Here is a 23,113-nt window from a genome sequence, read left to right on the forward strand (position 1 = left end):
AAAAAAGCAACAGCGCCCAGTATGCGTACAAATACGAGCGCTGTCACTATGAGTATTGGTAGGATCCCTTCTACCGGCGAGTACTTTTATTTTTGCAAACGTGCCTCAATGGCATCCATCAGCATACCGGTAATTGAAACCGGGAATTCTGCTTCAATCTCACGAATACAGGTTGGGCTGGTGACGTTAATTTCCGTCAGGCGATCGCCAATGATATCCAGACCGACAAAAATTAATCCCTTCGCTTTCAGCGTGGGCCCAATGCGGCGGGCAATTTCCCAGTCGCTGTCGGTTAATGGACGCGGCTCGCCACGACCACCGGCGGCCAGGTTGCCACGGGTTTCACCACCCTGCGGAATACGCGCCAGGCAGTACGGAACGGGTTCGCCATCCACAACCAGTACGCGTTTGTCGCCGTCTTTAATCGCTGGCAAATAGTTCTGCGCCATGCAGTAGCGAGTACCATGTTCGGTCAGCGTTTCGGCAATGACGCCGAGGTTTGGGTCACCTTCCTTCACACGGAAAATAGATGCGCCGCCCATGCCGTCCAGCGGCTTGAGAATGATGTCGCTGTGCTTTTGCCAGAAAGCTTTTAGCTGCGCTTTGTTACGGGTGACCAGCGTTTCTGGCGTCAGGTCGGCAAACCATGCGGTAAAAAGTTTTTCGTTACAATCGCGCAGGCTCTGCGGTTTGTTGACGATTAACGTCCCTTTTTCTTCTGCACGTTCCAGAATATAGGTCGCGTAAATGAACTCAGTATCAAATGGCGGATCCTTACGCATCAGAATCACATCCAGATCGGCCAGCGGGAGATCCTGCTCGCCCTTGAACTCATACCATTTGTCGTAGTTCTGCTCTACGCTCAGGGTCCGCGTACGGGCGCGGGCTTCACCGTTGATCAGATAAAGATCGGCCATCTCCATATAGTGAATTTCGTAACCACGACGTTGTGCTTCCAGCAGCATAGCGAAGCTGGAATCCTTCTTGATGTTGATGCTTGCGATGGGATCCATCACGATGCCGAGCTTGATCATTGTTCTTCTCCGTTAGCCCAGATCGCCAAAACGCACCTGTAGCGCGGTAATGGCGGTGAGCGCAGTTGTCTCAGTACGCAGAACGCGAGGTCCTAACAGAATATCAGTAAACTGATAACGTGCGGTCATGGCAATTTCATCTGCCGACAGCCCACCCTCCGGGCCAATCAGCAAGCGGATGCGCTCTACCGGCAGCGGCAGCGTATTGATGCTGGCGCTGGCGCGAGGATGCAGGTTCAGTTTCAACCCTTCGTCCTGCTCAGCGCACCATGCTTCCAGATCCATTGCCGGGCGAATTTCAGGCACCCGGTTACGACCGCACTGTTCGCAGGCGGCAATGGCGATTTTCTGCCACTGCTGGAGCTTTTTGTTCAGGCGTTCACTGTCCAGTTTAACGCCGCAGCGCTCAGAAAAAAGTGGCGTAATGAGGCTTACGCCCAGTTCGATCGATTTCTGGATAGTAAATTCCATTTTTTCGCCGCGCGACATCACCTGGCCCAGATGGATGTGCAACGGCGATTCACGATCGTCGAGTTCGGCGTTAAGCACCTTCACGTCAACGCTTTTCTTGCTGGCGAGAGTGATTTCGGCGTCAAAGATTTGATTGCTGCCGTCAAACAGCTGTAACGCCTGGCCTGGTCCCATACGCAGCACACGACCGATATGGTTGGCGGCATCTTCACACAGTGAAATTTGGCTGCCGGAAGCGAGTGGTTCAGGGTGATAAATGCGAGGAATGCGCATAGTTAAACATCCGCGTCATGGCCCTGGGCTGCGAAAGGCCAGGGCATGGTTAAAAATATTGCCGCTAGTGTAGGTTAGCTCTTTTGCGCCTGGCAAGCGCGTTGCACATAGGGGTTATGGTTCCCCTGTACCTTCGCAATGCGTTCGTCGCGCTCACACTCCCAGTCGGTAACCGGATATTGCTTGTTCCAGGCATTAAAAAGCTGGGTTTGTTGGCGGGAGAGCGTCAGGTTGTATTGGTCGCGCATATAAAAATAGGTGCGTGCGATAGCGCCGCGGGCGCGGGCTGGCGGCTCGGCAACTTTCTCTTTGAAATCAACCTTCATGGCGCACTGCCCATACTGGCCTTCGCCACCGTTCCACTGGCTGTACATAAAGTTTGCGCGATCGCCATTTACTTCACCCACTGCAGGCTGCAGGTTATGCATATCGCTTTCCATCTGGCGATAGACTGGATCTTTGGCGCAGTTTTTACGTCCTCCGTCCTGCCAGCACTGGCGCTGATGGCCAAACTGCCAGGCAGGGACAACATGTTCCCATTCGATACGACTGGCGCGGTTTTCGTTTTTTCGCACTTTATAGCCGCAGGATTCAAGGTCAACGAGCCCTTTTTTACCTTGCCAGTTAATTTTACAACCGCAGTAGAAATCGCCCGGCGCATCGGCGTTAACTTTGACGCCTGCTGCTTTCGCCTGAGAAAAACTGTTGATACCTTCGGCTAACACCGGGCCAGAAAACGCAGCGGCTAACATGGCTGCGGCAAAAGAAAGATTACGGTACATCACGAACTCCGTGTCAAAACGAGCCCGCAACGTAGCGAAAGTTGTTCTTGTATGCAATCAGCTAGATCAGAAAGGTTCCTGATAATTCTGAATATTATTCTGCAACCAGTGGTTCGCCGCAATGGACGCAGCGGTAGGTAGCTTCACCGCGAACAACACGGTTATGGCGGCGAACGGTCAAGTGATGTTCCTGGCACTTACAGCGGTAAGCAAAGGTTTTACGTTGCACGGATTGCAGCTCAAACTGATGCGTGCGTCGGGCCGGGACGCCCAGCACACTCTCCATCATCCATTTCCACTCTTTTCCGTGCGGCGGGACGCGGCCAAAGTGCTTCCACACCAGCAAATGCGCCAGTTCATGGGGGACCACTTCGTTAACGAACGCATCGACGTTTTCCATCAGCAGCACCGGGTTGAGGCGGATTTCGTAAGTTTGTAGCCACGCCGTACCTGCGGCGGTTCCGCGCTGTTGGTAAACCAGCTTTGGCTCCGGGTAATGACGTTCCAGCTTGAGATTGGCCTGGGCGAGTTTTTCCCGCAGGCTGCGCATAACGGCTTGCTGGATGGCGATGGGAAGTCGGGAGGTTTTCATAACGCCAGAGGATAGTGCGACAGGGAAGGGACTGCAAGAGGAAGGCTTCCTCCCGCCTGGGGAGGAAGCCTTGAGTGATTAGTCGTGTGCGCCAATTTCGCGCAGTTTACGACCTTTCATCAGGTTACGTTCAATGTGTTCCAGAGAGACGTTTTTCGTTTCCGGGATTAGCCACAGGGTCAGGAAGATGAACAGGACGTTCAGGCCGCCGTAGACCCAGAAGGTGTTAGCGCTGCCCAGCGAGTTCAGCATCGTCAGGAAGGTTGCGCCGACGATCATGTTAGCAACCCAGTTGGTTGCGGTAGAGCAGGTGATGCCGAAATCGCGGCCTTTCAGCGGCTGAATTTCAGAACACAGTACCCAAATCAGCGGACCGGCGCTCATTGCGAAGCCAACGATAAACATCAGCAGCATCAGCACGGCAAAGTACTGGGCGGCAGCGGAGTGGATACCCACATGCATCATGGTGCCCAGCACGCCCATACCCACCGCCATAACGATAAAGCCAAGAATCAGCGTAGGTTTACGGCCCCAGCGGTCAACCAGACCAATGGCGATAAAGGTTGCCAGCACGTTGGTCAGGCCAACGATAACCGTTCCCCACATCTGCTCGGTGGTGTTGGTATAACCCGCCAGTTCAAAGATTTTTGGCGCGTAATACATAATGACGTTCATTCCGGTGAACTGCTGCATCACCTGTAACAGCACGCCAAGGAACACTGCGCGACGGAAGTTGCTGTTTTCTTTAAACAGCGCCCAGCCGCTTTGTTTAACCTGCAGACTCTCACGAATTTCATCCAGTTCGCGTTTGGCCTCAGCGCTGGTATCACGCAGACGCAACAGAACGCGCTCGGCATCGACAAAACGACGTTTAGCTGCAAACCAACGCGGGCTGTCCGGCAGGAAGATAACGCCAATCAGCAGTAACAGAGCAGGGATAATGATTACGCCCAGCATCCAGCGCCATGCGCCGCTATAACTGAACGCGGTATCGGAGAGGTAAGCGCCGAGGATCCCGATGGTGATCATCAACTGATACATCGAGATCATGCTGCCGCGGATTTTTTCCGGTGCGATTTCGGACAGGTACAGCGGCGCGGTATAAGACGCAACGCCAACGGCCAGGCCCAGCAGCACGCGGGAAACCAGTAGCACTTCAACGTTTGGTGCCGCGGCGGAGAACAATGAACCGGCAACAAACAGGATCGCGCCAATCATCAGGCTCTTTTTACGCCCCAGTTTGAAGGAGAGCCAGCCGCTGCCGACAGCGCCTACAGCCGCACCAAACATCATTGAGCTCACCACCCATTCCTGAGTGTGCGGGGTAATTTGAAACTCGTCGGTGATGAACGGTAAAGCGCCGGCAATAACACCGATATCCAGGCCAAAAAGTAATCCAGCCAGGGCTGCAAGAAAGCAGACAAAAAATGTCATGGCTTTGTTGGAACGCCCCGTTTTTTTATTGTCAGGCATGATGCCCTCCGGTTGGGTAGCTAGTTTTGTTGATGTTAAGGGTAGGTGAGTACGGGGTAAAAAAATGCGAATCACATCACATTAGTGTAATCGCTTACATTGGCATTCATAGTGATTATTAATTATGACTTTGAAAGATAAGGTTTTTATAAGAATACGATACAGTTACTTGCCTGGAATTAAGACAATACTGAAAAGTAATGTAACAATGATGCACAAGAGATGGCCAGGTTATGTTAATTAGAAAAGGGAGGAAACACAGCTTAATGTAATCGCTTTCATTTTCGTTCAAAAAGAGGATTAATAGCGCTGTTCTGGAAAGGGGAGGCAGAGAGAAGATGGGCATAAAAAAGACCAGCCGAGGCTGGTCTTAAGAAGCATAAGCGTTCAGTCGTGACTGAATTATTTCAGTCCGGCAGCGTCACGCAGCAGTTGCGCTTTGTCGGTTTTTTCCCAAGGGAAATGTTCACGACCAAAGTGACCATAGGCTGCGGTTTCTTTGTAGATTGGGTGCAGCAGATCCAGCATCTGAATCAGACCATACGGGCGCAGGTCGAAGAACTCACGCACCAGCAGGGTCAACTGTTCTGAAGGCACTTTTTCGGTACCGAACGTTTCTACCATGATAGAGGTCGGTTCAGCCACGCCGATGGCGTAGGAAACCTGAATCTCACAACGGTCAGCCAGGCCAGCGGCAACGATGTTTTTCGCGACGTAGCGGGCCGCATAGGCTGCGGAACGGTCAACTTTAGACGGATCCTTACCAGAGAATGCGCCGCCACCGTGACGAGCCATACCGCCGTAGGTATCAACGATAATCTTACGACCGGTCAGACCGCAGTCGCCCATTGGGCCGCCGATAACGAAACGACCGGTTGGGTTGATGAAGAATTTGGTCGAAGCATTCAGCCATTCAGTCGGCAGTACCGGCTTGATGATCTCTTCCATAACGGCTTCTTGCAGCGATTTCTGATCGATATCTTCAGAGTGCTGAGTCGACAGAACGACCGCATCAATACCGACGATTTTGCCGTCGTCATACTGGAAGGTAACCTGGCTTTTTGCATCCGGGCGCAGCCAGGATAAGGTGCCGTTTTTACGCACTTCAGCCTGACGCTGCACCAGACGGTGAGCATAGGTAATCGGGGCTGGCATCAGCACGTCGGTTTCGTTGGTGGCGTAGCCAAACATCAGGCCCTGGTCGCCCGCGCCCTGTTCCAGCGGATCGGCACGGTCAACGCCCTGGTTGATGTCCGGAGACTGTTTACCAATTGCGCTCAGGACCGCACAAGAGTTGGCGTCAAAACCCATGTCGGAATGCACATAGCCAATTTCGCGCACCGTGTTACGGGTGATCTCTTCGATATCGACCCATGCGCTGGTGGTGATCTCACCGCCAACTAAAACCATACCGGTTTTGACGTAGGTTTCGCAGGCAACGCGTGCTTTCGGATCCTGTTCCAGGATTGCATCCAGCACGGCATCAGAGATTTGGTCAGCGATTTTGTCAGGATGCCCTTCTGATACGGACTCGGACGTAAAAAGGTGTTTTGCCATATTTAATTTCACCTAAGGAGAATTTGGTTAGCTCAAACTGTCGAGTGGGATAGCCATGTGTAGAAGATTCTACCATGAGTCTGCAGATGACGGACACTGGCAGTCTGAGTGTTAATCGGTATAGATGGATTAACATCTGGATGGCTATTTTAGGACAGTTCTTCGCCTGATTTCCAGCTTTTTTTGATTGAGGTCGCATTGTACTGAAAATGTAACTGAAAATTTTTCCTGACGGTGCTGGCAATGTGTGCATTTATCTTTTGCTTTTTCGTACTGTTGTCGGTATAAAACGCGGCGCGCGGCTCATACAAAAAGCACACGACATTTTCATCGTGTTGCCACTTCCAGCCGGGTTAAAACTTTAGCTTTGGCTTGTGGGTTCTCCGTGAGGAGCAACCGTGGAGGTGATACGAGATAATGAACCGTTGTATTCTGCTGAATCTGTCGCACCGTTCTGGTGTACATATGTCCCCCGCAATCTGCATCTCTGTTTTGCATACCTGTCGATGTTATATACACAAAATCATTTATGCTGCGTCGAGGCGGCAAATGAATGAGTCCCCTGAACGTACGAGTAGTACGTGACTGGGGCGAATGCGCGTAGCCAACAAAGAGGCTGCATGAAGGATGAAGTGTATACCCATCTCGGCGTATCTCAGGACTCAAGAGCCGGTAACGGTCACTAAGAACTGAACAAGGGCGCTCTTGGTAAACAAGAGTTTTCTCGTGGTTTCGCCGAACTGTCAGCAGTACGTTCGGTTACGTGTTTACAATGATATGAAAAAGAAACCGGTCGCACAGTCGGAGCGTCAGCACTATCTGCTGGAAATTCTGCCTGTATTTGGGTTGTTATCGCGTCTTTGGATTGCGATAGTAGTCAACTGTTTTACACTTGTTAATAAAATTTGAGGTTCGCTATGTCTGACGACATTTCTTTGGGTTCGCCTTCGTCAGCAGGCGAACACGGTGTACTACGCTCCATGCAGGAGGTTGCAATGAGTTCCGAGGAAGCCAGCAAGATGCTGCGTACTTACAATATTGCCTGGTGGGGTAATAACTACTATGACGTCAATGAACTGGGTCACATCAGCGTGTGCCCGGATCCGGACGTACCAGAAGCGCGTGTTGACCTTGCTGAGTTGGTGAAAGCCCGTGAAGCGCAGGGCCAGCGTCTGCCTGCTTTGTTCTGCTTCCCGCAGATCCTGCAACACCGACTGCGTTCGATTAACGCCGCGTTCAAACGCGCCCGTGAATCCTACGGCTACAACGGTGACTATTTCCTCGTTTACCCGATCAAGGTCAACCAACACCGTCGCGTGATTGAATCACTGATCCACTCCGGCGAACCGTTGGGACTGGAAGCGGGTTCCAAGGCTGAACTGATGGCCGTTCTGGCTCATGCCGGAATGACCCGTAGCGTGATCGTCTGTAACGGCTATAAAGATCGTGAATACATCCGTCTGGCGCTGATTGGCGAGAAGATGGGCCATAAGGTCTATCTGGTTATCGAGAAGATGTCTGAAATCGCCAGCGTGCTGGATGAAGCTGAACGCCTGAATGTCGTTCCGCGTCTGGGCGTGCGTGCGCGTCTGGCGTCGCAGGGTTCCGGCAAGTGGCAGTCCTCCGGTGGTGAAAAATCCAAATTCGGCCTGGCGGCAAACCAGGTACTGCAACTAGTAGAAATTCTGCGTGAGCGCGGCCGTCTGGACAGCATTCAACTGCTGCACTTCCACCTCGGCTCGCAGATGGCGAACATTCGTGATATCGCCACCGGCGTGCGTGAGTCGGCCCGTTTCTACGTCGAGCTGCACAAGCTGGGCGTGAATATTCAGTGCTTCGACGTGGGCGGCGGCCTGGGCGTGGACTATGAAGGTACCCGCTCGCAGTCCGACTGCTCCGTAAACTACGGCCTGAACGAATACGCCAACAACATTATCTGGGCGATTGGCGACGCCTGTGAAGAGCATGGTCTACCGCACCCGACAGTGATCACTGAATCGGGTCGTGCCGTTACCGCGCACCATACCGTGCTGGTCTCCAACATCATTGGCGTTGAGCGTAGCGAAATTACCGAAGCGACGCCGCCGGCAGACAACGCGCCGCGCTCCCTGCAAAGCATGTGGGAAACCTGGCAAGAGATGCACGAGCCGGGCACGCGCCGTTCGCTGCGTGAATGGCTGCACGACAGCCAGATGGACCTGCACGATATTCACGTTGGCTACTCTTCTGGCACCTTTAGCCTGCAGGAACGTGCGTGGGCAGAGCAGCTCTATCTGAACATGTGCCATAATGTGCAAAAACAACTCGATCCGAGCAACCGCGCGCACCGCCCGATTATCGATGAGCTGCAGGAGCGGATGGCGGATAAGATTTACGTCAACTTCTCACTGTTCCAGTCAATGCCGGATGCGTGGGGGATCGACCAACTGTTCCCGGTGCTGCCGCTGGAAGGGCTGAACCAGGCGCCTGAGCGCCGCGCGGTGCTGCTGGATATTACCTGTGACTCTGATGGTGCTATCGACCATTACGTTGACGGGGATGGTATTGCCACCACCATGCCGATGCCGGAATACGATCCGGAGAACCCGCCGATGCTGGGCTTCTTTATGGTCGGCGCGTATCAGGAGATCCTTGGTAACATGCACAACCTGTTCGGCGATACCGAAGCCGTTGACGTGTTTGTCTTCCCTGACGGCAGCGTGGAAGTTGAGCTGTCTGACGAAGGCGATACCGTGGCGGACATGCTGCAGTATGTGCAGTTGGATCCGAAAACGCTGCTGACGCAGTTCCGTGATCAGGTGAAAAACACCGATCTGGACGCCGAGTTGCAACAACAGTTCCTCGAAGAATTTGAAGCAGGGCTGTACGGATACACCTATCTGGAAGATGAATAACGGTAAATTCCCGGTGGCGCTGCGTTTGCGGCGCTCACTTGAATCCGTACAAATTAACGGCGATAATTCGCCGATACAAGTAGTCACGTAAATCAATCCCTTCCTCGTCGGGCTTAACGACGCGGAGGGGATTTTTTTTCACCGATTTTACAAGAGGTCAGCACATGAGCACCTTAGGTCATCAATACGACAACTCCCTGGTTTCTAACGCCTTTGGTTTTTTACGTCTGCCGATGAATTTCATGCCTTACGATAGCGACGCCGACTGGGTGATCACCGGCGTACCGTTTGATATGGCAACGTCTGGCCGCGCGGGCGGTCGCCATGGCCCGGCAGCAATCCGTCAGGTTTCTACCAACCTGGCGTGGGAGCACAACCGCTTCCCATGGAACTTCGATATGCGCGAGCGCCTGAACGTGGTGGACTGCGGCGATCTGGTGTATGCGTTTGGCGATGCCCGTGAAATGAGTGAGAAACTGCAGGCACACGCAGAGAAACTGCTTTCTGCAGGTAAGCGCATGCTTTCCTTCGGTGGCGACCACTTCGTCACACTGCCGCTGCTGCGCGCGCACGCTAAGCACTTTGGTAAGATGGCGCTGGTGCATTTTGATGCCCACACCGACACCTACGCTAACGGCTGCGAATTCGACCACGGCACCATGTTCTATACTGCGCCAAATGAAGGGTTGATCGATCCGAACCATTCTGTACAGATTGGTATCCGCACTGAGTTCGACAAAGATAATGGCTTTACCGTACTGGATGCCTGCCAGGTGAACGATCGCGGCGTAGACGACGTCATTGCCCAGGTGAAACAGATCGTTGGTGATATGCCAGTGTATCTGACCTTTGATATCGACTGTCTGGATCCTGCGTTTGCGCCGGGTACCGGTACGCCGGTAATCGGTGGTCTGACGTCCGATCGTGCGATCAAGCTGGTACGGGGTCTGAAGGATCTGAATATCGTGGGGATGGACGTGGTGGAAGTGGCACCGGCTTACGATCAGTCTGAGATCACCGCGCTGGCGGCGGCGACGTTAGCGTTAGAAATGCTGTATATCCAGGCGGCGAAGAAAGGCGAATAATAGTCGGACTATTTTACTCGTCATTTTGGGTCCGGGCAGTGCTCGCCATCCTCACGTACTACGTGTACGCTCCGGTGGCTGTGCGCTGGCCGGGCCCAAACTGACTTCGCCAATTACGTCCGATAATGGGATGAAATCTGTAGGCCGGATAAGGCTTCACGCCGCCATCCGGCACTGCTTGAAGATTACTTAATTCCGTCCGCGCTCATGCGATCGCGAATATGCTGCGCACGTTCGGCGGATGCCGGGTGATCGTCAAACATTGAGCTTTGACGTCCGGCTTCCAGTTTTGCCAGTTTCTCAAAGCTGGTGGCTAAGCCTGCCGGATTGATCCCGCGTTTGCGCAACAAATCATACGAGTAATCATCCGCTTCGGATTCCTGACGCTGGGAGAACTGTGAGTTCACCAGTTTTTCGCCAAGATCGCCCAATTGCGACTGCGACAGGCTGCCGACAATGCCGCCAGCGGAGGCCGCCGCTGCACGCACCGCGTTCGTGCCCAACGCAACCTGCATGCCTTTTTTCACGTGACCCAACGCGACGTGGCCCATTTCGTGGCCGATCACCGCTTCGACTTCGTTATCCGTCATCATATCCATCAGGCCGCTGTATACGCGGATACAGCCGTTCGCCATGGCAAAAGCATTTACATCTTTCGCCATATAGACTTTGTAGTTCACCGGCTGACCGTTAATGTTATCGCCAAGCGCGGAGGCGATTTTGCCAAGACGCGTTGCATACTCGCTGCCAGCCGGGGCGATGGTAGCTTTGCTGTCCATATCATTACAGGCCTGATCGCTCAGCGCTTTTACCTGAGCATCGCTCAGGCTGTAGGCCTGAAAAGCCTCTGCGCCTGAGGAAAGCAGTCCGTTTGAGTCCATGTTCTGGCAGCCGGTCAATGCCGCCGCCATGCTCGTAGCAAGCAGTAAAGCGCGAATTTTCATTTTTTCTCTTCCGCACAAAGTCAGGATTATTCTAAAAAATGCGTCGTTTGCAGGTTAACCGACGCTCAGCATAAGTATAAAGAAAAGAACAATAAGCGGGCGAGAAGATTGCGCAACATGTGTGCATGATCCAGAGATTTCTGAAGCGGTAAAAGGATGCTCCATGTACATGACACGCGGCTTGGGTTACATTGTTGGCACTTTTTTCCGGCGTAGCCCAAAACGCGCTGTCGTCAAGTCGTTTAGGGCGTGGCCTTCATTATCCGATCTGGAGTCAAAATGTCCTCACGTAAAGAGCTTGCCAATGCTATTCGTGCGCTGAGCATGGACGCAGTACAGAAAGCCAAATCCGGTCACCCGGGTGCCCCGATGGGTATGGCTGACATTGCCGAAGTCCTGTGGCGTGATTTCCTGAACCACAACCCGACTAACCCGTCCTGGGCTGACCGTGACCGCTTCGTGCTGTCTAACGGCCACGGCTCCATGCTGATTTATAGCCTGCTGCACCTCACCGGTTATGACCTGCCGATGTCTGAGCTGCAGAATTTCCGTCAGTTGCATTCCAAAACGCCGGGTCACCCGGAAGTGGGTTACACCGCTGGTGTTGAAACCACGACGGGTCCTCTGGGCCAGGGTATTGCGAACGCAGTCGGTATGGCTATCGCTGAAAAAACGCTGGCGGCGCAGTTTAACCGCCCAGGTCATGACATCGTTGATCACTTCACCTACGCTTTCATGGGCGACGGCTGCATGATGGAAGGTATCTCTCACGAGGTATGTTCTCTGGCCGGTACGCTGAAGCTGGGCAAACTGGTTGCGTTCTACGATGACAACGGCATCTCTATCGATGGTCACGTTGAAGGCTGGTTCACCGATGACACCGCTAAGCGTTTCGAAGCTTATGGCTGGCATGTGGTTCGTGGCGTTGATGGTCACGATGCTGACGCGATTAAACGCGCAGTCGAAGAAGCGCGCGCAGTGACCGACAAACCGTCTCTGCTGATGTGCAAAACCATTATCGGTTTCGGTTCTCCGAACAAAGCGGGTACCCATGACTCTCACGGTGCGCCGTTGGGCGATGCTGAAATCGCACTGACCCGCGAACAGCTGGGCTGGAAATACGCGCCGTTCGAAATCCCGTCTGAAATTTATGCCCAGTGGGATGCGAAAGAAGCAGGCCAGGCAAAAGAAGCTGCGTGGAACGAGAAGTTCGCTGCATATGCGAAAGCCTTCCCGCAGGAAGCGGCTGAATTCACCCGTCGTATGAAAGGTGACATGCCGGCTGATTTCGACGCGAAAGCGAACGAGTTCATTGCTAAGCTGCAGGCTAACCCGGCGAAAATCGCCAGCCGTAAAGCGTCTCAGAACGCGATTGAAGCATTCGGTCCTCTGCTGCCGGAATTCCTTGGCGGCTCTGCTGACCTGGCACCTTCTAACCTGACTCTGTGGTCTGGTTCTAAAGCGATCAACGAAGATACCGCCGGTAACTACATCCATTACGGTGTGCGTGAATTCGGTATGACCGCTATCGCTAACGGTATCTCCCTGCACGGTGGTTTCCTGCCGTATACCTCTACCTTCCTGATGTTCGTAGAATATGCCCGTAACGCGGTGCGTATGGCTGCGCTGATGAAACAGCGTCAGGTGATGGTCTACACCCACGACTCCATCGGTCTGGGCGAAGATGGCCCGACTCACCAGCCGGTAGAGCAGGTTGCGTCTCTGCGTGTGACGCCAAACATGAGCACATGGCGTCCGTGTGACCAGGTTGAATCCGCCGTGGCGTGGAAATACGGTGTTGAGCGTCAGGACGGCCCGACCGCGCTGATCCTCTCCCGTCAGAACCTGGCACAGCAGGAACGTACCGAAGAGCAACTGGCGAACATCGCTCGCGGCGGCTACGTGCTGAAAGATTGCGCTGGTCAGCCGGAACTGATCTTCATCGCGACCGGTTCTGAAGTTGAGCTGGCTGTGGCTGCGTGGGACAAACTGACAGCTGAAGGCGTGAAGGCGCGCGTGGTTTCCATGCCGTCCACCGACGCGTTCGACAAACAGGATGCCGCTTACCGTGAATCCGTACTGCCGAAAGCCGTTTCTGCACGCGTGGCAATCGAAGCGGGGATTGCTGACTACTGGTTCAAATACGTGGGCCTGAACGGCGCTATCGTCGGCATGACCACTTTTGGCGAGTCTGCTCCGGCTGAGCTGCTGTTTGAAGAGTTCGGTTTCACCGTAGACAACGTTGTCGCGAAAGCAAAAGAACTGCTGTAATTACGGTTACAGATGAAAACGGGTCGCTTAGGCGGCCCGTTTTTTTTAGCAAGATTATGTTTGTTTGTGTCAGTGCAATGCTTAATTGTGGATCGTTATCACAAATACAATATTTAGTGATGTTCGTAATATGCAATGAAAGTCACATTATTGATGTTGCTTTTTATTTTTGTTGCCATAACCGTTTGTTTTTAAAGAGTTCATAAAAAAGTAGTTTGCACTACGTGTTTTTTCTCTATCGATTGATTTCGCTTTGCCGCACGAGTATTTTATTTTTAACGCTAACTCGTACCCTAAAAATAAAATAAGGAAAATGTATGCGGCTAATTGATTACTTTCCAGATTCATCTATCTCAATAAAAAATTCAGCAAAGAACTGGCAGGAGGCAATAGATTTTTCTATGTCATCTTTGCTGGCTAACCATTATGTTAATTCGGACTATGTTCAGGCCATTAAGGAATCAACAATTAGCAATGGCCCTTATTATATTTTGGCACCTGGCGTCGCGATGCCGCATGCTCGACCAGAATGCGGTGCGTTAAAAACCGGGATGTCATTAACGCTTCTTAAACAGGAAGTAAAATTTGCCGATGATGATGAAGGTATAAAGTTATTAATCGGATTGTCGGCGGCAAATGCTGACTCACATATTGGCGCTATCCAGGCCTTAAGCGAATTATTATGTGAAGAGGAAGCGTTAACTGCTTTGTTAACGGCTAAATCAGAAAAACAACTGGCGGATATTATCGCCCACGCATAATTCACAGCCTCCTTTCAGGACATTATTATGGAAAACAAGTCTGCTCGTGCCAAAGTCCAGGCTTTTGGTGGGTTTTTGACTGCGATGGTCATTCCCAACATCGGCGCATTTATTGCCTGGGGTTTTATAACTGCATTGTTTATTCCTACCGGTTGGATGCCGAACGAGCATTTCGCCAAAATTGTCGGTCCGATGATTACCTATTTACTACCTGTCATGATTGGCTCCACTGGTGGACATTTGGTGGGTGGGAAACGTGGCGCAGTAATGGGCGGGATTGGTACTATCGGCGTGATTGTGGGCGCTGATATCCCGATGTTCCTTGGCGCTATGGTGATGGGGCCGCTTGGTGGCTGGGTGATTAAGTATATCGATCGTCTGCTGGAGAAACGCATTCCTGCAGGTTTCGAGATGGTTATCAATAACTTCTCCCTTGGCATTGCGGGAATGCTCTTATGTTTGCTGGGCTTTGAAGTCATTGGCCCGGCGGTTCTCGTGGCTAATAATTTTGTGAAAGAGTGTATTGAAGCGTTGGTTCATGCGGGTTATCTGCCGTTGTTATCCGTGATTAACGAGCCTGCGAAAATCCTCTTTCTGAATAATGCCATCGATCAGGGTGTGTATTATCCGCTCGGAATGCAACAAGCTTCAGAAACGGGAAAATCGATATTTTTCATGGTAGCCTCCAACCCAGGGCCGGGATTGGGTTTGCTACTTGGCTTTGCCATCTTTGGTAAAGGGATGAGTAAAAAATCTGCGCCAGGGGCCATGATTATCCATTTCCTGGGGGGGATTCATGAACTGTATTTCCCATATGTACTGATGAAACCTCTGACTCTGATTGCCATGATCGCCGGGGGAATGAGCGGGACGTGGGTATTCCATCTATTTGACGGTGGGTTGGTGGCAGGACCGAGTCCAGGATCAATATTTGCTTACCTGGCATTAACGCCAAAAGGTTCATTCCTCGCGACCATTGCAGGCGTCACAGCGGGAACGATTGTCACCTTTGTTATCACTTCTTTAATCCTGAAAATGGAAAAGAACGTCGAAACAGAAAGTGAAGATGACTTCGCTGAATCTGCCAGAACTGTTAAGGCAATGAAGCAGGAAGGTAAATTCTCCTATAAAAATATCAAGCGTGTTGCTTTTGTCTGTGATGCTGGAATGGGCTCCAGCGCTATGGGAGCAACTACTTTCCGTAAACGTCTGGAAAAAGCGGGATTGAATATTAATGTGGCGCATTATGCCATAGAGAACGTTCCACAAGATGCCGATATTATCGTCACCCATGCCAGTCTTGAAGACCGTGTTAAACGTGTAAGTGAAAAACCATTAGTGTTGATTAAAAACTATATTGGTGACCCGCTGTTAGACGATTTATTTAAACGCATTACGGCGAACTGACATTCTTCTATTTTTGGAGTGAATATGAAAACGAAAGTTGCTGCCATATATGGCAAGCAGGATATTCGTATCCGTGAATTTGAACTTCCTGAAATTACAGATAATGAATTATTAGTAAGCGTAATCTCTGATAGCGTTTGTTTATCAACCTGGAAAGCTGCTGCATTGGGGAGCGATCATAAACGCGTACCGGATGACCTCGAAAATCATCCGGTTATTACCGGCCATGAATGTGCAGGTATCATTATTGAGGTCGGGAAAAACCTGACTGATAAATATAAAAAAGGTCAACGTTTTGTTTTACAGCCCGCGATGGGGCTGCCAAGCGGTTATTCAGCGGGATACAGCTACGAATATTTTGGTGGCAATGCTACCTACATGATTATTCCTGAGGTGGCGATTAATCTGGGCTGTGTTTTACCGTATCACGGCTCTTATTTCGCCGCAGCGTCCCTGGCGGAGCCGATGTGTTGCATCATTGGCGCTTATAACGCGAACTATCACACCACGCCTTACGTGTATGAGCATCGTATGGGGATTAAGCCGGGAGGCAGCATTGCGTTGCTGGCCTGCGCCGGGCCGATGGGGATTGGCGCTATAGATTATGCCATTAACGGCAATATTCAGCCGTCACGCGTGGTGGTCGTGGATATCGACGAAGCGCGACTGACGCAGGCTAAAAAACTGTTGCCGGTTGAGTTAGCGGCAGAAAAGGGGATTGAGCTTATCTATGTGAACACTACCGGCATGGATTCTCCAACCGCGATGCTGCGCGCCCTAACCAATGACACTGGTTTTGATGATGTCTTTGTGTATGCGGCTGTGCCAGCGGTGATTGAAATGGCAGATGATCTCCTCGCGGAAGATGGTTGTCTGAACTTTTTTGCCGGCCCGACTGACAGCAATTTTAAAGTGCCGTTTAATTTTTATAACGTTCACTATAACAGCACTCACGTTGTCGGAACGTCCGGCGGTTCAACGGATGATATGAAAGAGGCTATTGCGCTCAGCGCAACCGGTCAACTACAGCCCTCGTTTATGGTGACGCATATTGGGGGGCTGGATGCCGTACCGGATACGGTATTGAATTTGCCTGCGATCCCTGGAGGTAAAAAGCTGATTTATAACGGTGTGACGATGCCACTTACCGCCATAACGGATTTTGCTGAGAAGGGGAAAACCGACCCGCTTTTCAAAGAACTGGCAAGGCTGGTGGAAAAAACGCACGGTATCTGGAATGAAGAAGCGGAAAAATACCTGTTGGCGCAATTTGGCGTGGATATTGGGGAGGCGGCGATATGATGTCGTTGGCATGGCCGCTGTTTCGCATTACTGAGCAGGCCGCGCTGGCGGCTTGGCCGCAAACCGGGTGCGGTGATAAAAACAAGATTGATGGCCTGGCCGTGACGGCAATGCGGGAAGCATTGAACAGCGCTGCCATTCGTGGGCGAATCGTTATTGGCGAAGGAGAAATTGATCGCGCCCCGATGCTGTGGATTGGTGAGGAAGTGGGAAATGGCATCGGGCCAGAGGTGGATATCGCCGTCGATCCCATTGAAGGAACCCGTATGGTGGCGATGGGGCAAAGCAATGCGCTGGCGGTCATGGCGTTTGCCCCCCGCGGTAGTTTGTTACACGCTCCTGATATGTATATGAAAAAACTGGTTGTTAATCGCTTTGCAAAAGGGGCGATTAATCTGGCGCTGCCGTTGGCAGATAATCTGCGTAATGTGGCTGTGGCGTTGGGTAAACCGCTGGAGCGGCTGCGGATGGTGACGCTGGATAAACCGCGCCTTCAACCGACGATTGCCGAGGCGACACGACTAGGCGTCAAGGTCTTTGCGCTGCCCGATGGTGATGTGGCTGCCAGCGTGCTGGCCTGTATGCAAGAGAATCCCTATGACCTGATGTATACCATTGGCGGGGCACCTGAAGGCGTTATTTCAGCCTGTGCGGTTAAAGCGCTGGGAGGCGATATGCAGGCTGAGCTAATCGATTTCTGCGAAGCGAAAGGGGATAGCGCCGATAATCGTCTGATTGCGACACAGGAACGTCAGCGCTGCGCGGAGATGGGCGTTGAGATCAACCGTATCTATGCGCTCGACGAACTGGTAGGGGGAAATAAGATCCTCTTCAGCGCGACGGGTGTTACGGGCGGCGATCTTGTTAAAGGGATCCAACAGGTTGCGAATGGTGTGCGCACGCAAACTTTACTGATCGGCGGCGCGGATCGAACGTGTAATATAATAGACTCTCTGCATTCATGGTGATTTATCGAGAAACGAATGACGACGCTGACAGAAGACGATGTGCTTGAGCAACTGGATGCTCAAAATAATTTACTCTCGTTTATGACGACGGCACATAACATTTTGCTCCAGGGCATTAAGCGCTTTCTACCGTCGCTGTTCGTCAATAACGATGAAGAGATCGTGGAATATGCAGTGAAGCCGTTACTTGCCCAGAGTGGACCGCTTGACGATATCGACGTTGCGTTACGTCTGATTTATGCACTGGGAAAAATGGATAAATGGCTTTATGCCGACATTACTCATTTTTCTCAGTTTTATCAGTACCTGAACGAGCAGGATAACATTCCCAGTTTTGCCGATGACATTACCTGGGATTTTGTCAGCAACGTGAACAGTATTACTCGCAACGCGACACTCTATGGTGCGCTGGAGTCGATGAAATTCGCCGACTTTGCAGCGTGGTCTGAAGTGCGCTTTAGCGCAATGGTCAAGACGGCAATGACGCTGGCAGTGACAGCGATTTTAAAGGAATTAACGCCGTGAAAATCGAACTAACGGTGAATGGGCTACAGGTTGAAGCACATTACCATGATGATGAGATAGAGAACGTTCATAAACTGTTATTACAGCAGTTGGCAAAAATACACGCTACTAACCCGCAGCGACGAACGATTGTTTTTCTTAGCGCGCCGCCGGGAACGGGTAAATCGACGCTGACCACCTTCTGGGAATATCTCTCCCGTCAGGAGCCGGGTCTGCCGGAGATCCAGACGCTGCCAATGGATGGCTTCCATCACTACAACGCCTGGCTGGAGGTCCATAACCTGCGGGCATACAAAGGTGCGCCGGAAACGTTTGATGTGGATAAGCTTGCGCAGAATCTGCGCCAGATAAGGGTAGGGGAAGGTTCCTGGCCGCAGTATGACCGGCAAAAGCACGATCCGGTCGAAGAAGCCATACAAGTGACTGCGCCGATTGTCATTGTGGAAGGAAACTGGTTATTGCGCGATGACCTAAGATGGCGGGCATTAGCCGAATTTTGTGATTACTCGCTTTTTATTCACGCTCCAGCTAATGCGCTTCGTTCGCGACTGGTAGGCCGTAAACTGGCTGGCGGACTATCGCAAGCTGACGCTGAGGCGTTTTATGAGCGTACCGACGGACCGAATGTTCGTCGGGTGCTGGAGGGGAGCCGACCAGCCGACTTTATGCTGGAGATGACGGTTGATGGTGAATATCGGATTGTGTGAGATTTTTGTTGTGTAACCTTACCACTCGTGAGAAATGACGCTGCGTAAACGCAGCGTCATGACTGATCGCCACAACGCTTGCGCCACGCGCACGGCACACCGCCAGCCAGTTATCAAAAACACTCAGCCAGTGCGCATCAAAATCCCGGCTCGGTTCATCCAGCAGGATTTAAATATAATGTTCGTATATTATTCATACTCAATTAATATCTTTTATTTTTTGTTTTTATTAATATTATGAATGCCTTTTGGTAATTCACTTAATATCTACATTGGTTTTTAATGATGTGTTTTGTTACTCTCAATTAAGTTGTTCACTAGTAATATATTTCCATTAGCATCATCAATAAACCAATAAGGATATTGTATGAAATTATCACCATCAATAATTGCGATGGCGGTGTCGGCATGTTTGCTCTCTACAAATGCGCTGGCGGCGTTAACTGCGAATGACGATACAAATAAGATTGAAGGCACGTATAGTAATTCTCTTATGCGGTCCACTGACAATGGTGAAAGTTGGCTGGAGCTTGTAACAAGTGATGGAACCAGTGCGGGGACAAATAACGATTTTCCCGGCACAGAAACGGTTGTTGTCGCCAACAAACTTGCCGATGTTATGGCGACGCCACTGTATGATTCAACGCAAAGCTATGGCACGCCGAATACCAAAGTACGTTATAACGGCTATTACTGGACCAACCAATGGTGGGCGAACCCAGGGGAAATTCCTGGCAGTAACTCGGTATGGTTAAAAGGGGCGGCGACCAATCTGGAAGCCAACATTATTGATACTTACAATTTTACGCCGTGGCAGGGTCAGCAGGCTGAAGAGTATCAGACACAGCAAAAAGAGAAAGTCGCTAAGCAGTCGCGAATTTATGGTTATTATCCGGAGTGGGGGGTCTATGCGGCGCATAACTATTTTACAACGGATAAAATCGCCTGGGATCTCATAACGCATATTACCTACGCTTTTGGCGTGGTAGAAAATGGCGTTGTGGTCACCCATGATACAGAGAAAGGCCCGACGTTAATGAAAGAAATTGCCACCGCCAGCAAACAGGCAGGGGTGAAAAATATTCTTTCTGTGGGGGGATGGACTAACTCAGAGGAAGGCGTGTTTGAATCAGCAACATCTACGCCTGAAGGTGTCGAGAAACTTGCACAAAGTATTGTTGACTACGTCGTAAAATGGCAATTCGATGGGGTTGATATCGACTGGGAATATCCTGATACCGATGTTGAAAAAACGCAGTTCACCAATTTGATTACCAGCTTACGTAATAAACTGGATGTACTGGGCAAGCAAAACGATATTTACTATCAACTCTCCGCTGCCGTGACGGTAAACCATAATAATATGGCCTATATCAATCCGGCGGTAACGGCACCATTACTCGATTCTGTCAACGTGATGGCGTATGACATTCACGGTGCATTTGATGCTATTACGGGCCATAACGCCCCGCTGTATGCCAATAGTCAGGATGAAGATCAGAAACTTAACGTCTCTTCGGCAATGAACGAATATGTTAACACTTGGGGTGTGGCTAAAAATAAACTGACCATGGGGGTTCCTTTCTACGGTCGTGGTTGGGGTAACGTTGAACCCACTGAAATCGTGAAGGGCTTGCCGGGACTTTTTGCTGCAGGAACCGCTACCGTCCACGGCGCATGGGATGATGAAGATCAGTACACTGGGACGAATCCGTTCTATGTGCTGCAGGAGAAAATTGCCAGCGGGGACTACACGCGGTACTGGGATTCGGAGTCTCACGTTCCCTATCTTTATAACGCAAAAACCAAAGAATTCCTGACCTATGATGATGAAGCCTCAATTACTGATAAGGTTAATTACATTAAAGATCAAGGAATTGGCGGGGCTATCATCTGGGATATCAGCGGTGATACCAGCGATCACACGCTGGGTAAAATCGTTGCTACATTAAAGTCTTCAGATAGTGGTGATGATGACAGCGATGACGATGGTGATGATAGCGATAGCACTCACGTTGTGTCGTATCTTTCCTTAGATCGTGGCGCTAAGAAAGGATTGTCTTACGATGGTGATACGGCGATGTTCACTGTGTATCCTGGCATTTATGCGGAGATGCCAGTGACGGAATTCCAAAGCGGCGTCTTTGATATGCGTCTTAACAATGTTTCTATCGCAAAAATTAATAAGGGTATCGTCGAAAACGGGGCTTTTTCAATCGATGGTCAGATTGCTAAGATCATCAGTAATGATGCGACGATGAAAGAAGGTGATGTCGTTTCCATCGTTCGTCAGGATGGCGAACAGGAGTATGTTGACGCCTCAAAAACAGTGAACCAGGAGATGCTTGGCAATGCGGTACTTGATACCAGCACCCAGTTAAGAGCTGTTTACATCGCACCTGCTAACGGAATTACCTATACTATTCAACTAAATATGGATGGCTATGCTGACTCACAGTATGATGTTTATCTTAACGACACCTTTGTAGCCAGAGCAAATACCTTAAAAACGGGTAAATGTTCAGCGGAACATATGACCTGTAGCTATTTAGGCGCACAGCGGATTTGGTACATCACCGATGCCAGCATTTCAGTTCAGCAGGATGACATCATCAAAGTGTATCATGTTGTAGACGGCGCGAAATCACTGGTGGCATCGCTGACAGTTCCCCACGGTATTTTCTACTATTAATGACGTAATCCCTCAGTTGCCCGGGAAGCGAATTCCCGGGCATTTTCGTATCAGCCCACCCTTACCAGGCTTTTTGGCTATTCTCAAAACGTGATGGGCGCGTTCTATTATTCCAGCTAAAATGTGACGCAAGTCAGATAACTGCGTTCTGTCGCTGGACAATCATTCCTTTTATTCCGCGTTTCGCTTATTCTAGCTGAAGCGTTTCAGTCGATTAAATGTTCGACAATTAACCAATTAGTCGCAGTTTGCGACAGGTAAGGTTTCCCTGAGCGATTTGCTGCATTACTCTGTCTGCCACATCGTTTCTGAGAAATCCTTGCAGGAGACCTATGACCGTACGCGTAGCGATTAATGGTTTCGGTCGCATCGGACGCAACGTGGTTCGTGCTTTGTATGAATCCGGGCGTCGGGCGGAAATCACCGTGGTGGCAATCAACGAACTGGCGGATGCTGCAGGCATGGCGCATTTGTTGAAATATGACACCAGCCATGGGCGTTTTGCCTGGGATGTTCGTCAGGAACGTGACCAGCTCATCGTTGGTGATGACGCGATCCGCATTTTGCATGAGCGAACGCTCGACGCGCTGCCATGGCGTGAGCTGGGTGTTGACGTTGTGCTGGATTGTACGGGCGTCTTCGGTAACCGCGAACACGGCGAGGCGCATATTGCCGCCGGTGCAAAAAAAGTGCTCTTTTCACATCCTGGCAGTCCCGACATCGACGCAACGGTTGTATTTGGCGTTAATCAGGATCAGCTGCGCGCTGAGCACCGAATTGTATCCAACGCCTCCTGCACCACGAATTGTATAATTCCCGTCATTAAATTGCTGGATGATGCTTACGGCATTGAGTCTGGTACCGTTACAACGATCCACTCTGCGATGCACGATCAGCAGGTGATTGATGCCTATCATCCTGACCTGCGTCGTACGCGAGCGGCCAGCCAGTCAATTATTCCGGTTGATACCAAACTGGCGGCGGGTATTACGCGAATTTTTCCGCAATTTAACGATCGTTTTGAAGCGATCGCGGTGCGTGTACCGACCATAAATGTGACGGCGATCGACTTAAGCGTGACGGTGAAAAAACCGGTAAAAGCCAGCGAAGTCAACCAGTTGCTGCAAAAAGCAGCACAAGGTGCATTTCATGGTATAGTTGACTATACGGAATTACCGTTGGTCTCTGTAGATTTTAACCATGACCCGCACAGCGCCATCGTTGATGGTACGCAAACGCGCGTGAGTGGTGCTCACCTGATCAAGACCCTGGTCTGGTGTGATAATGAATGGGGCTTTGCTAACCGTATGCTCGACACAACGTTAGCGATGGCTGCTATTGGTTTCAGGCTCGACGCTTGAGCGTCGACAAAACT

At 51.0% G+C, this 23,113-nt stretch carries 19 protein-coding genes and 2 pseudogenes; 13 read left to right on the forward strand and 8 right to left on the reverse strand.

Going from position 1 to position 23,113, the window contains the following annotated elements:
• Nucleotides 1-86: 86 nt before the first annotated feature.
• From gshB to metK, 6 genes are all read right to left on the reverse strand, one after another.
• Nucleotides 87-1,034 carry a glutathione synthase gene (gene gshB, locus AC534G_RS04065; protein ID WP_038633598.1) on the reverse strand — a complete coding sequence of 316 codons (948 nt, stop codon included), beginning with the start codon at nucleotides 1,032-1,034 and terminating at the stop codon, nucleotides 87-89.
• Between the two features lie 12 nt (nucleotides 1,035-1,046).
• A complete protein-coding gene (gene rsmE / locus AC534G_RS04070; RefSeq protein ID WP_110496885.1) occupies nucleotides 1,047-1,778 on the reverse strand; it encodes a 16S rRNA (uracil(1498)-N(3))-methyltransferase in 732 nt (243 codons plus the stop codon).
• 74 nt (nucleotides 1,779-1,852) lie between these two features.
• Complete coding sequence (endA, locus tag AC534G_RS04075; RefSeq protein ID WP_038633590.1) at nucleotides 1,853-2,560, reverse strand: deoxyribonuclease I; 708 nt, start codon at nucleotides 2,558-2,560, stop codon at nucleotides 1,853-1,855.
• A gap of 94 nt (nucleotides 2,561-2,654) precedes the next feature.
• Nucleotides 2,655-3,152, reverse strand: a complete 498-nt coding sequence (locus tag AC534G_RS04080) for a SprT family zinc-dependent metalloprotease (protein ID WP_038633587.1) — start codon at nucleotides 3,150-3,152, stop codon at nucleotides 2,655-2,657.
• A gap of 78 nt (nucleotides 3,153-3,230) precedes the next feature.
• A complete protein-coding gene (galP, locus tag AC534G_RS04085) occupies nucleotides 3,231-4,625 on the reverse strand; it encodes a galactose/proton symporter (protein ID WP_110496887.1) in 1,395 nt (464 codons plus the stop codon).
• Between the two features lie 402 nt (nucleotides 4,626-5,027).
• A complete protein-coding gene (metK, locus tag AC534G_RS04090; protein WP_006686850.1) occupies nucleotides 5,028-6,182 on the reverse strand; it encodes a methionine adenosyltransferase in 1,155 nt (384 codons plus the stop codon).
• 417 nt (nucleotides 6,183-6,599) lie between these two features.
• On the opposite strand from metK, the pseudogene yqgG reads away from it, so the two are divergent.
• The 4 genes and pseudogenes from yqgG to speB form a co-directional block, all read left to right on the forward strand.
• A pseudogene (yqgG, locus tag AC534G_RS04095) lies at nucleotides 6,600-6,701 on the forward strand (small protein YqgG); the annotation flags it as partial.
• A 258-nt stretch (nucleotides 6,702-6,959) separates the two neighbouring features.
• A complete protein-coding gene (gene yqgB / locus AC534G_RS04100; protein WP_064507034.1) occupies nucleotides 6,960-7,091 on the forward strand; it encodes an acid stress response protein YqgB in 132 nt (43 codons plus the stop codon).
• Between the two features lie 8 nt (nucleotides 7,092-7,099).
• Nucleotides 7,100-9,076 carry a biosynthetic arginine decarboxylase gene (speA, locus tag AC534G_RS04105; RefSeq protein WP_496594503.1) on the forward strand — a complete coding sequence of 659 codons (1,977 nt, stop codon included), beginning with the start codon at nucleotides 7,100-7,102 and terminating at the stop codon, nucleotides 9,074-9,076.
• 164 nt (nucleotides 9,077-9,240) lie between these two features.
• Entirely contained in the window at nucleotides 9,241-10,161 is a 921-nt protein-coding gene (gene speB, locus AC534G_RS04110; RefSeq protein WP_038633575.1) for an agmatinase, read from the forward strand.
• Nucleotides 10,162-10,346: 185 nt separating this feature from the next.
• On the opposite strand, the gene loiP is transcribed toward speB, so the two are convergent.
• Nucleotides 10,347-11,105 (reverse strand): metalloprotease LoiP, encoded by a 759-nt coding sequence (gene loiP / locus AC534G_RS04115; protein ID WP_038633572.1) that lies wholly within the window; start codon nucleotides 11,103-11,105, stop codon nucleotides 10,347-10,349.
• Between the two features lie 279 nt (nucleotides 11,106-11,384).
• Here loiP and tkt point away from each other — a divergent pair, with 279 nt between their 5' ends.
• The 7 genes from tkt to AC534G_RS04150 all read left to right on the forward strand — a co-directional run bounded on the left by tkt (nucleotide 11,385) and on the right by AC534G_RS04150 (nucleotide 19,046).
• On the forward strand, nucleotides 11,385-13,376 hold the full coding sequence (tkt, locus tag AC534G_RS04120; protein WP_038633569.1) for a transketolase: 1,992 nt from the start codon (nucleotides 11,385-11,387) through the stop codon (nucleotides 13,374-13,376).
• A gap of 317 nt (nucleotides 13,377-13,693) precedes the next feature.
• Entirely contained in the window at nucleotides 13,694-14,137 is a 444-nt protein-coding gene (cmtB, locus tag AC534G_RS04125; RefSeq protein ID WP_069324805.1) for a PTS mannitol transporter subunit IIA, read from the forward strand.
• Between the two features lie 27 nt (nucleotides 14,138-14,164).
• The gene (locus AC534G_RS04130; protein WP_038633562.1) at nucleotides 14,165-15,544 is read left to right on the forward strand and encodes a PTS mannitol transporter subunit IIBC; all 1,380 of its coding nucleotides are present in this window, start codon (nucleotides 14,165-14,167) and stop codon (nucleotides 15,542-15,544) included.
• Between the two features lie 24 nt (nucleotides 15,545-15,568).
• Nucleotides 15,569-16,846 (forward strand): zinc-binding dehydrogenase, encoded by a 1,278-nt coding sequence (locus AC534G_RS04135; protein ID WP_038633560.1) that lies wholly within the window; start codon nucleotides 15,569-15,571, stop codon nucleotides 16,844-16,846.
• On the forward strand, nucleotides 16,843-17,814 hold the full coding sequence (gene glpX, locus AC534G_RS04140) for a class II fructose-bisphosphatase (protein ID WP_038633557.1): 972 nt from the start codon (nucleotides 16,843-16,845) through the stop codon (nucleotides 17,812-17,814). The genes AC534G_RS04135 and glpX overlap by 4 nt, the downstream gene beginning before the upstream one ends.
• 15 nt (nucleotides 17,815-17,829) lie before the next feature.
• Nucleotides 17,830-18,339 (forward strand): MltR family transcriptional regulator, encoded by a 510-nt coding sequence (locus AC534G_RS04145; RefSeq protein WP_038633553.1) that lies wholly within the window; start codon nucleotides 17,830-17,832, stop codon nucleotides 18,337-18,339.
• The gene (locus tag AC534G_RS04150) at nucleotides 18,336-19,046 is read left to right on the forward strand and encodes a nucleoside/nucleotide kinase family protein (protein ID WP_110496889.1); all 711 of its coding nucleotides are present in this window, start codon (nucleotides 18,336-18,338) and stop codon (nucleotides 19,044-19,046) included. The genes AC534G_RS04145 and AC534G_RS04150 overlap by 4 nt, the downstream gene beginning before the upstream one ends.
• On the opposite strand, the pseudogene AC534G_RS04155 reads toward AC534G_RS04150, so the two are convergent.
• Nucleotides 19,003-19,215, reverse strand: a pseudogene (locus AC534G_RS04155) (ABC transporter ATP-binding protein); the annotation flags it as partial. The gene AC534G_RS04150 and the pseudogene AC534G_RS04155 sit on opposite strands and share 44 nt — an antisense overlap.
• Nucleotides 19,216-19,413: 198 nt before the next feature.
• Here AC534G_RS04155 and AC534G_RS04160 point away from each other — a divergent pair.
• The gene (locus AC534G_RS04160; RefSeq protein ID WP_110496891.1) at nucleotides 19,414-21,738 is read left to right on the forward strand and encodes a glycoside hydrolase family 18 protein; all 2,325 of its coding nucleotides are present in this window, start codon (nucleotides 19,414-19,416) and stop codon (nucleotides 21,736-21,738) included.
• 332 nt (nucleotides 21,739-22,070) lie between these two features.
• Complete coding sequence (gene epd / locus AC534G_RS04165) at nucleotides 22,071-23,099, forward strand: erythrose-4-phosphate dehydrogenase (RefSeq protein WP_038633548.1); 1,029 nt, start codon at nucleotides 22,071-22,073, stop codon at nucleotides 23,097-23,099.
• Nucleotides 23,100-23,113: the final 14 nt, after the last annotated feature.

Source organism: Citrobacter sp. CRE-46 (assembly GCF_059615875.1).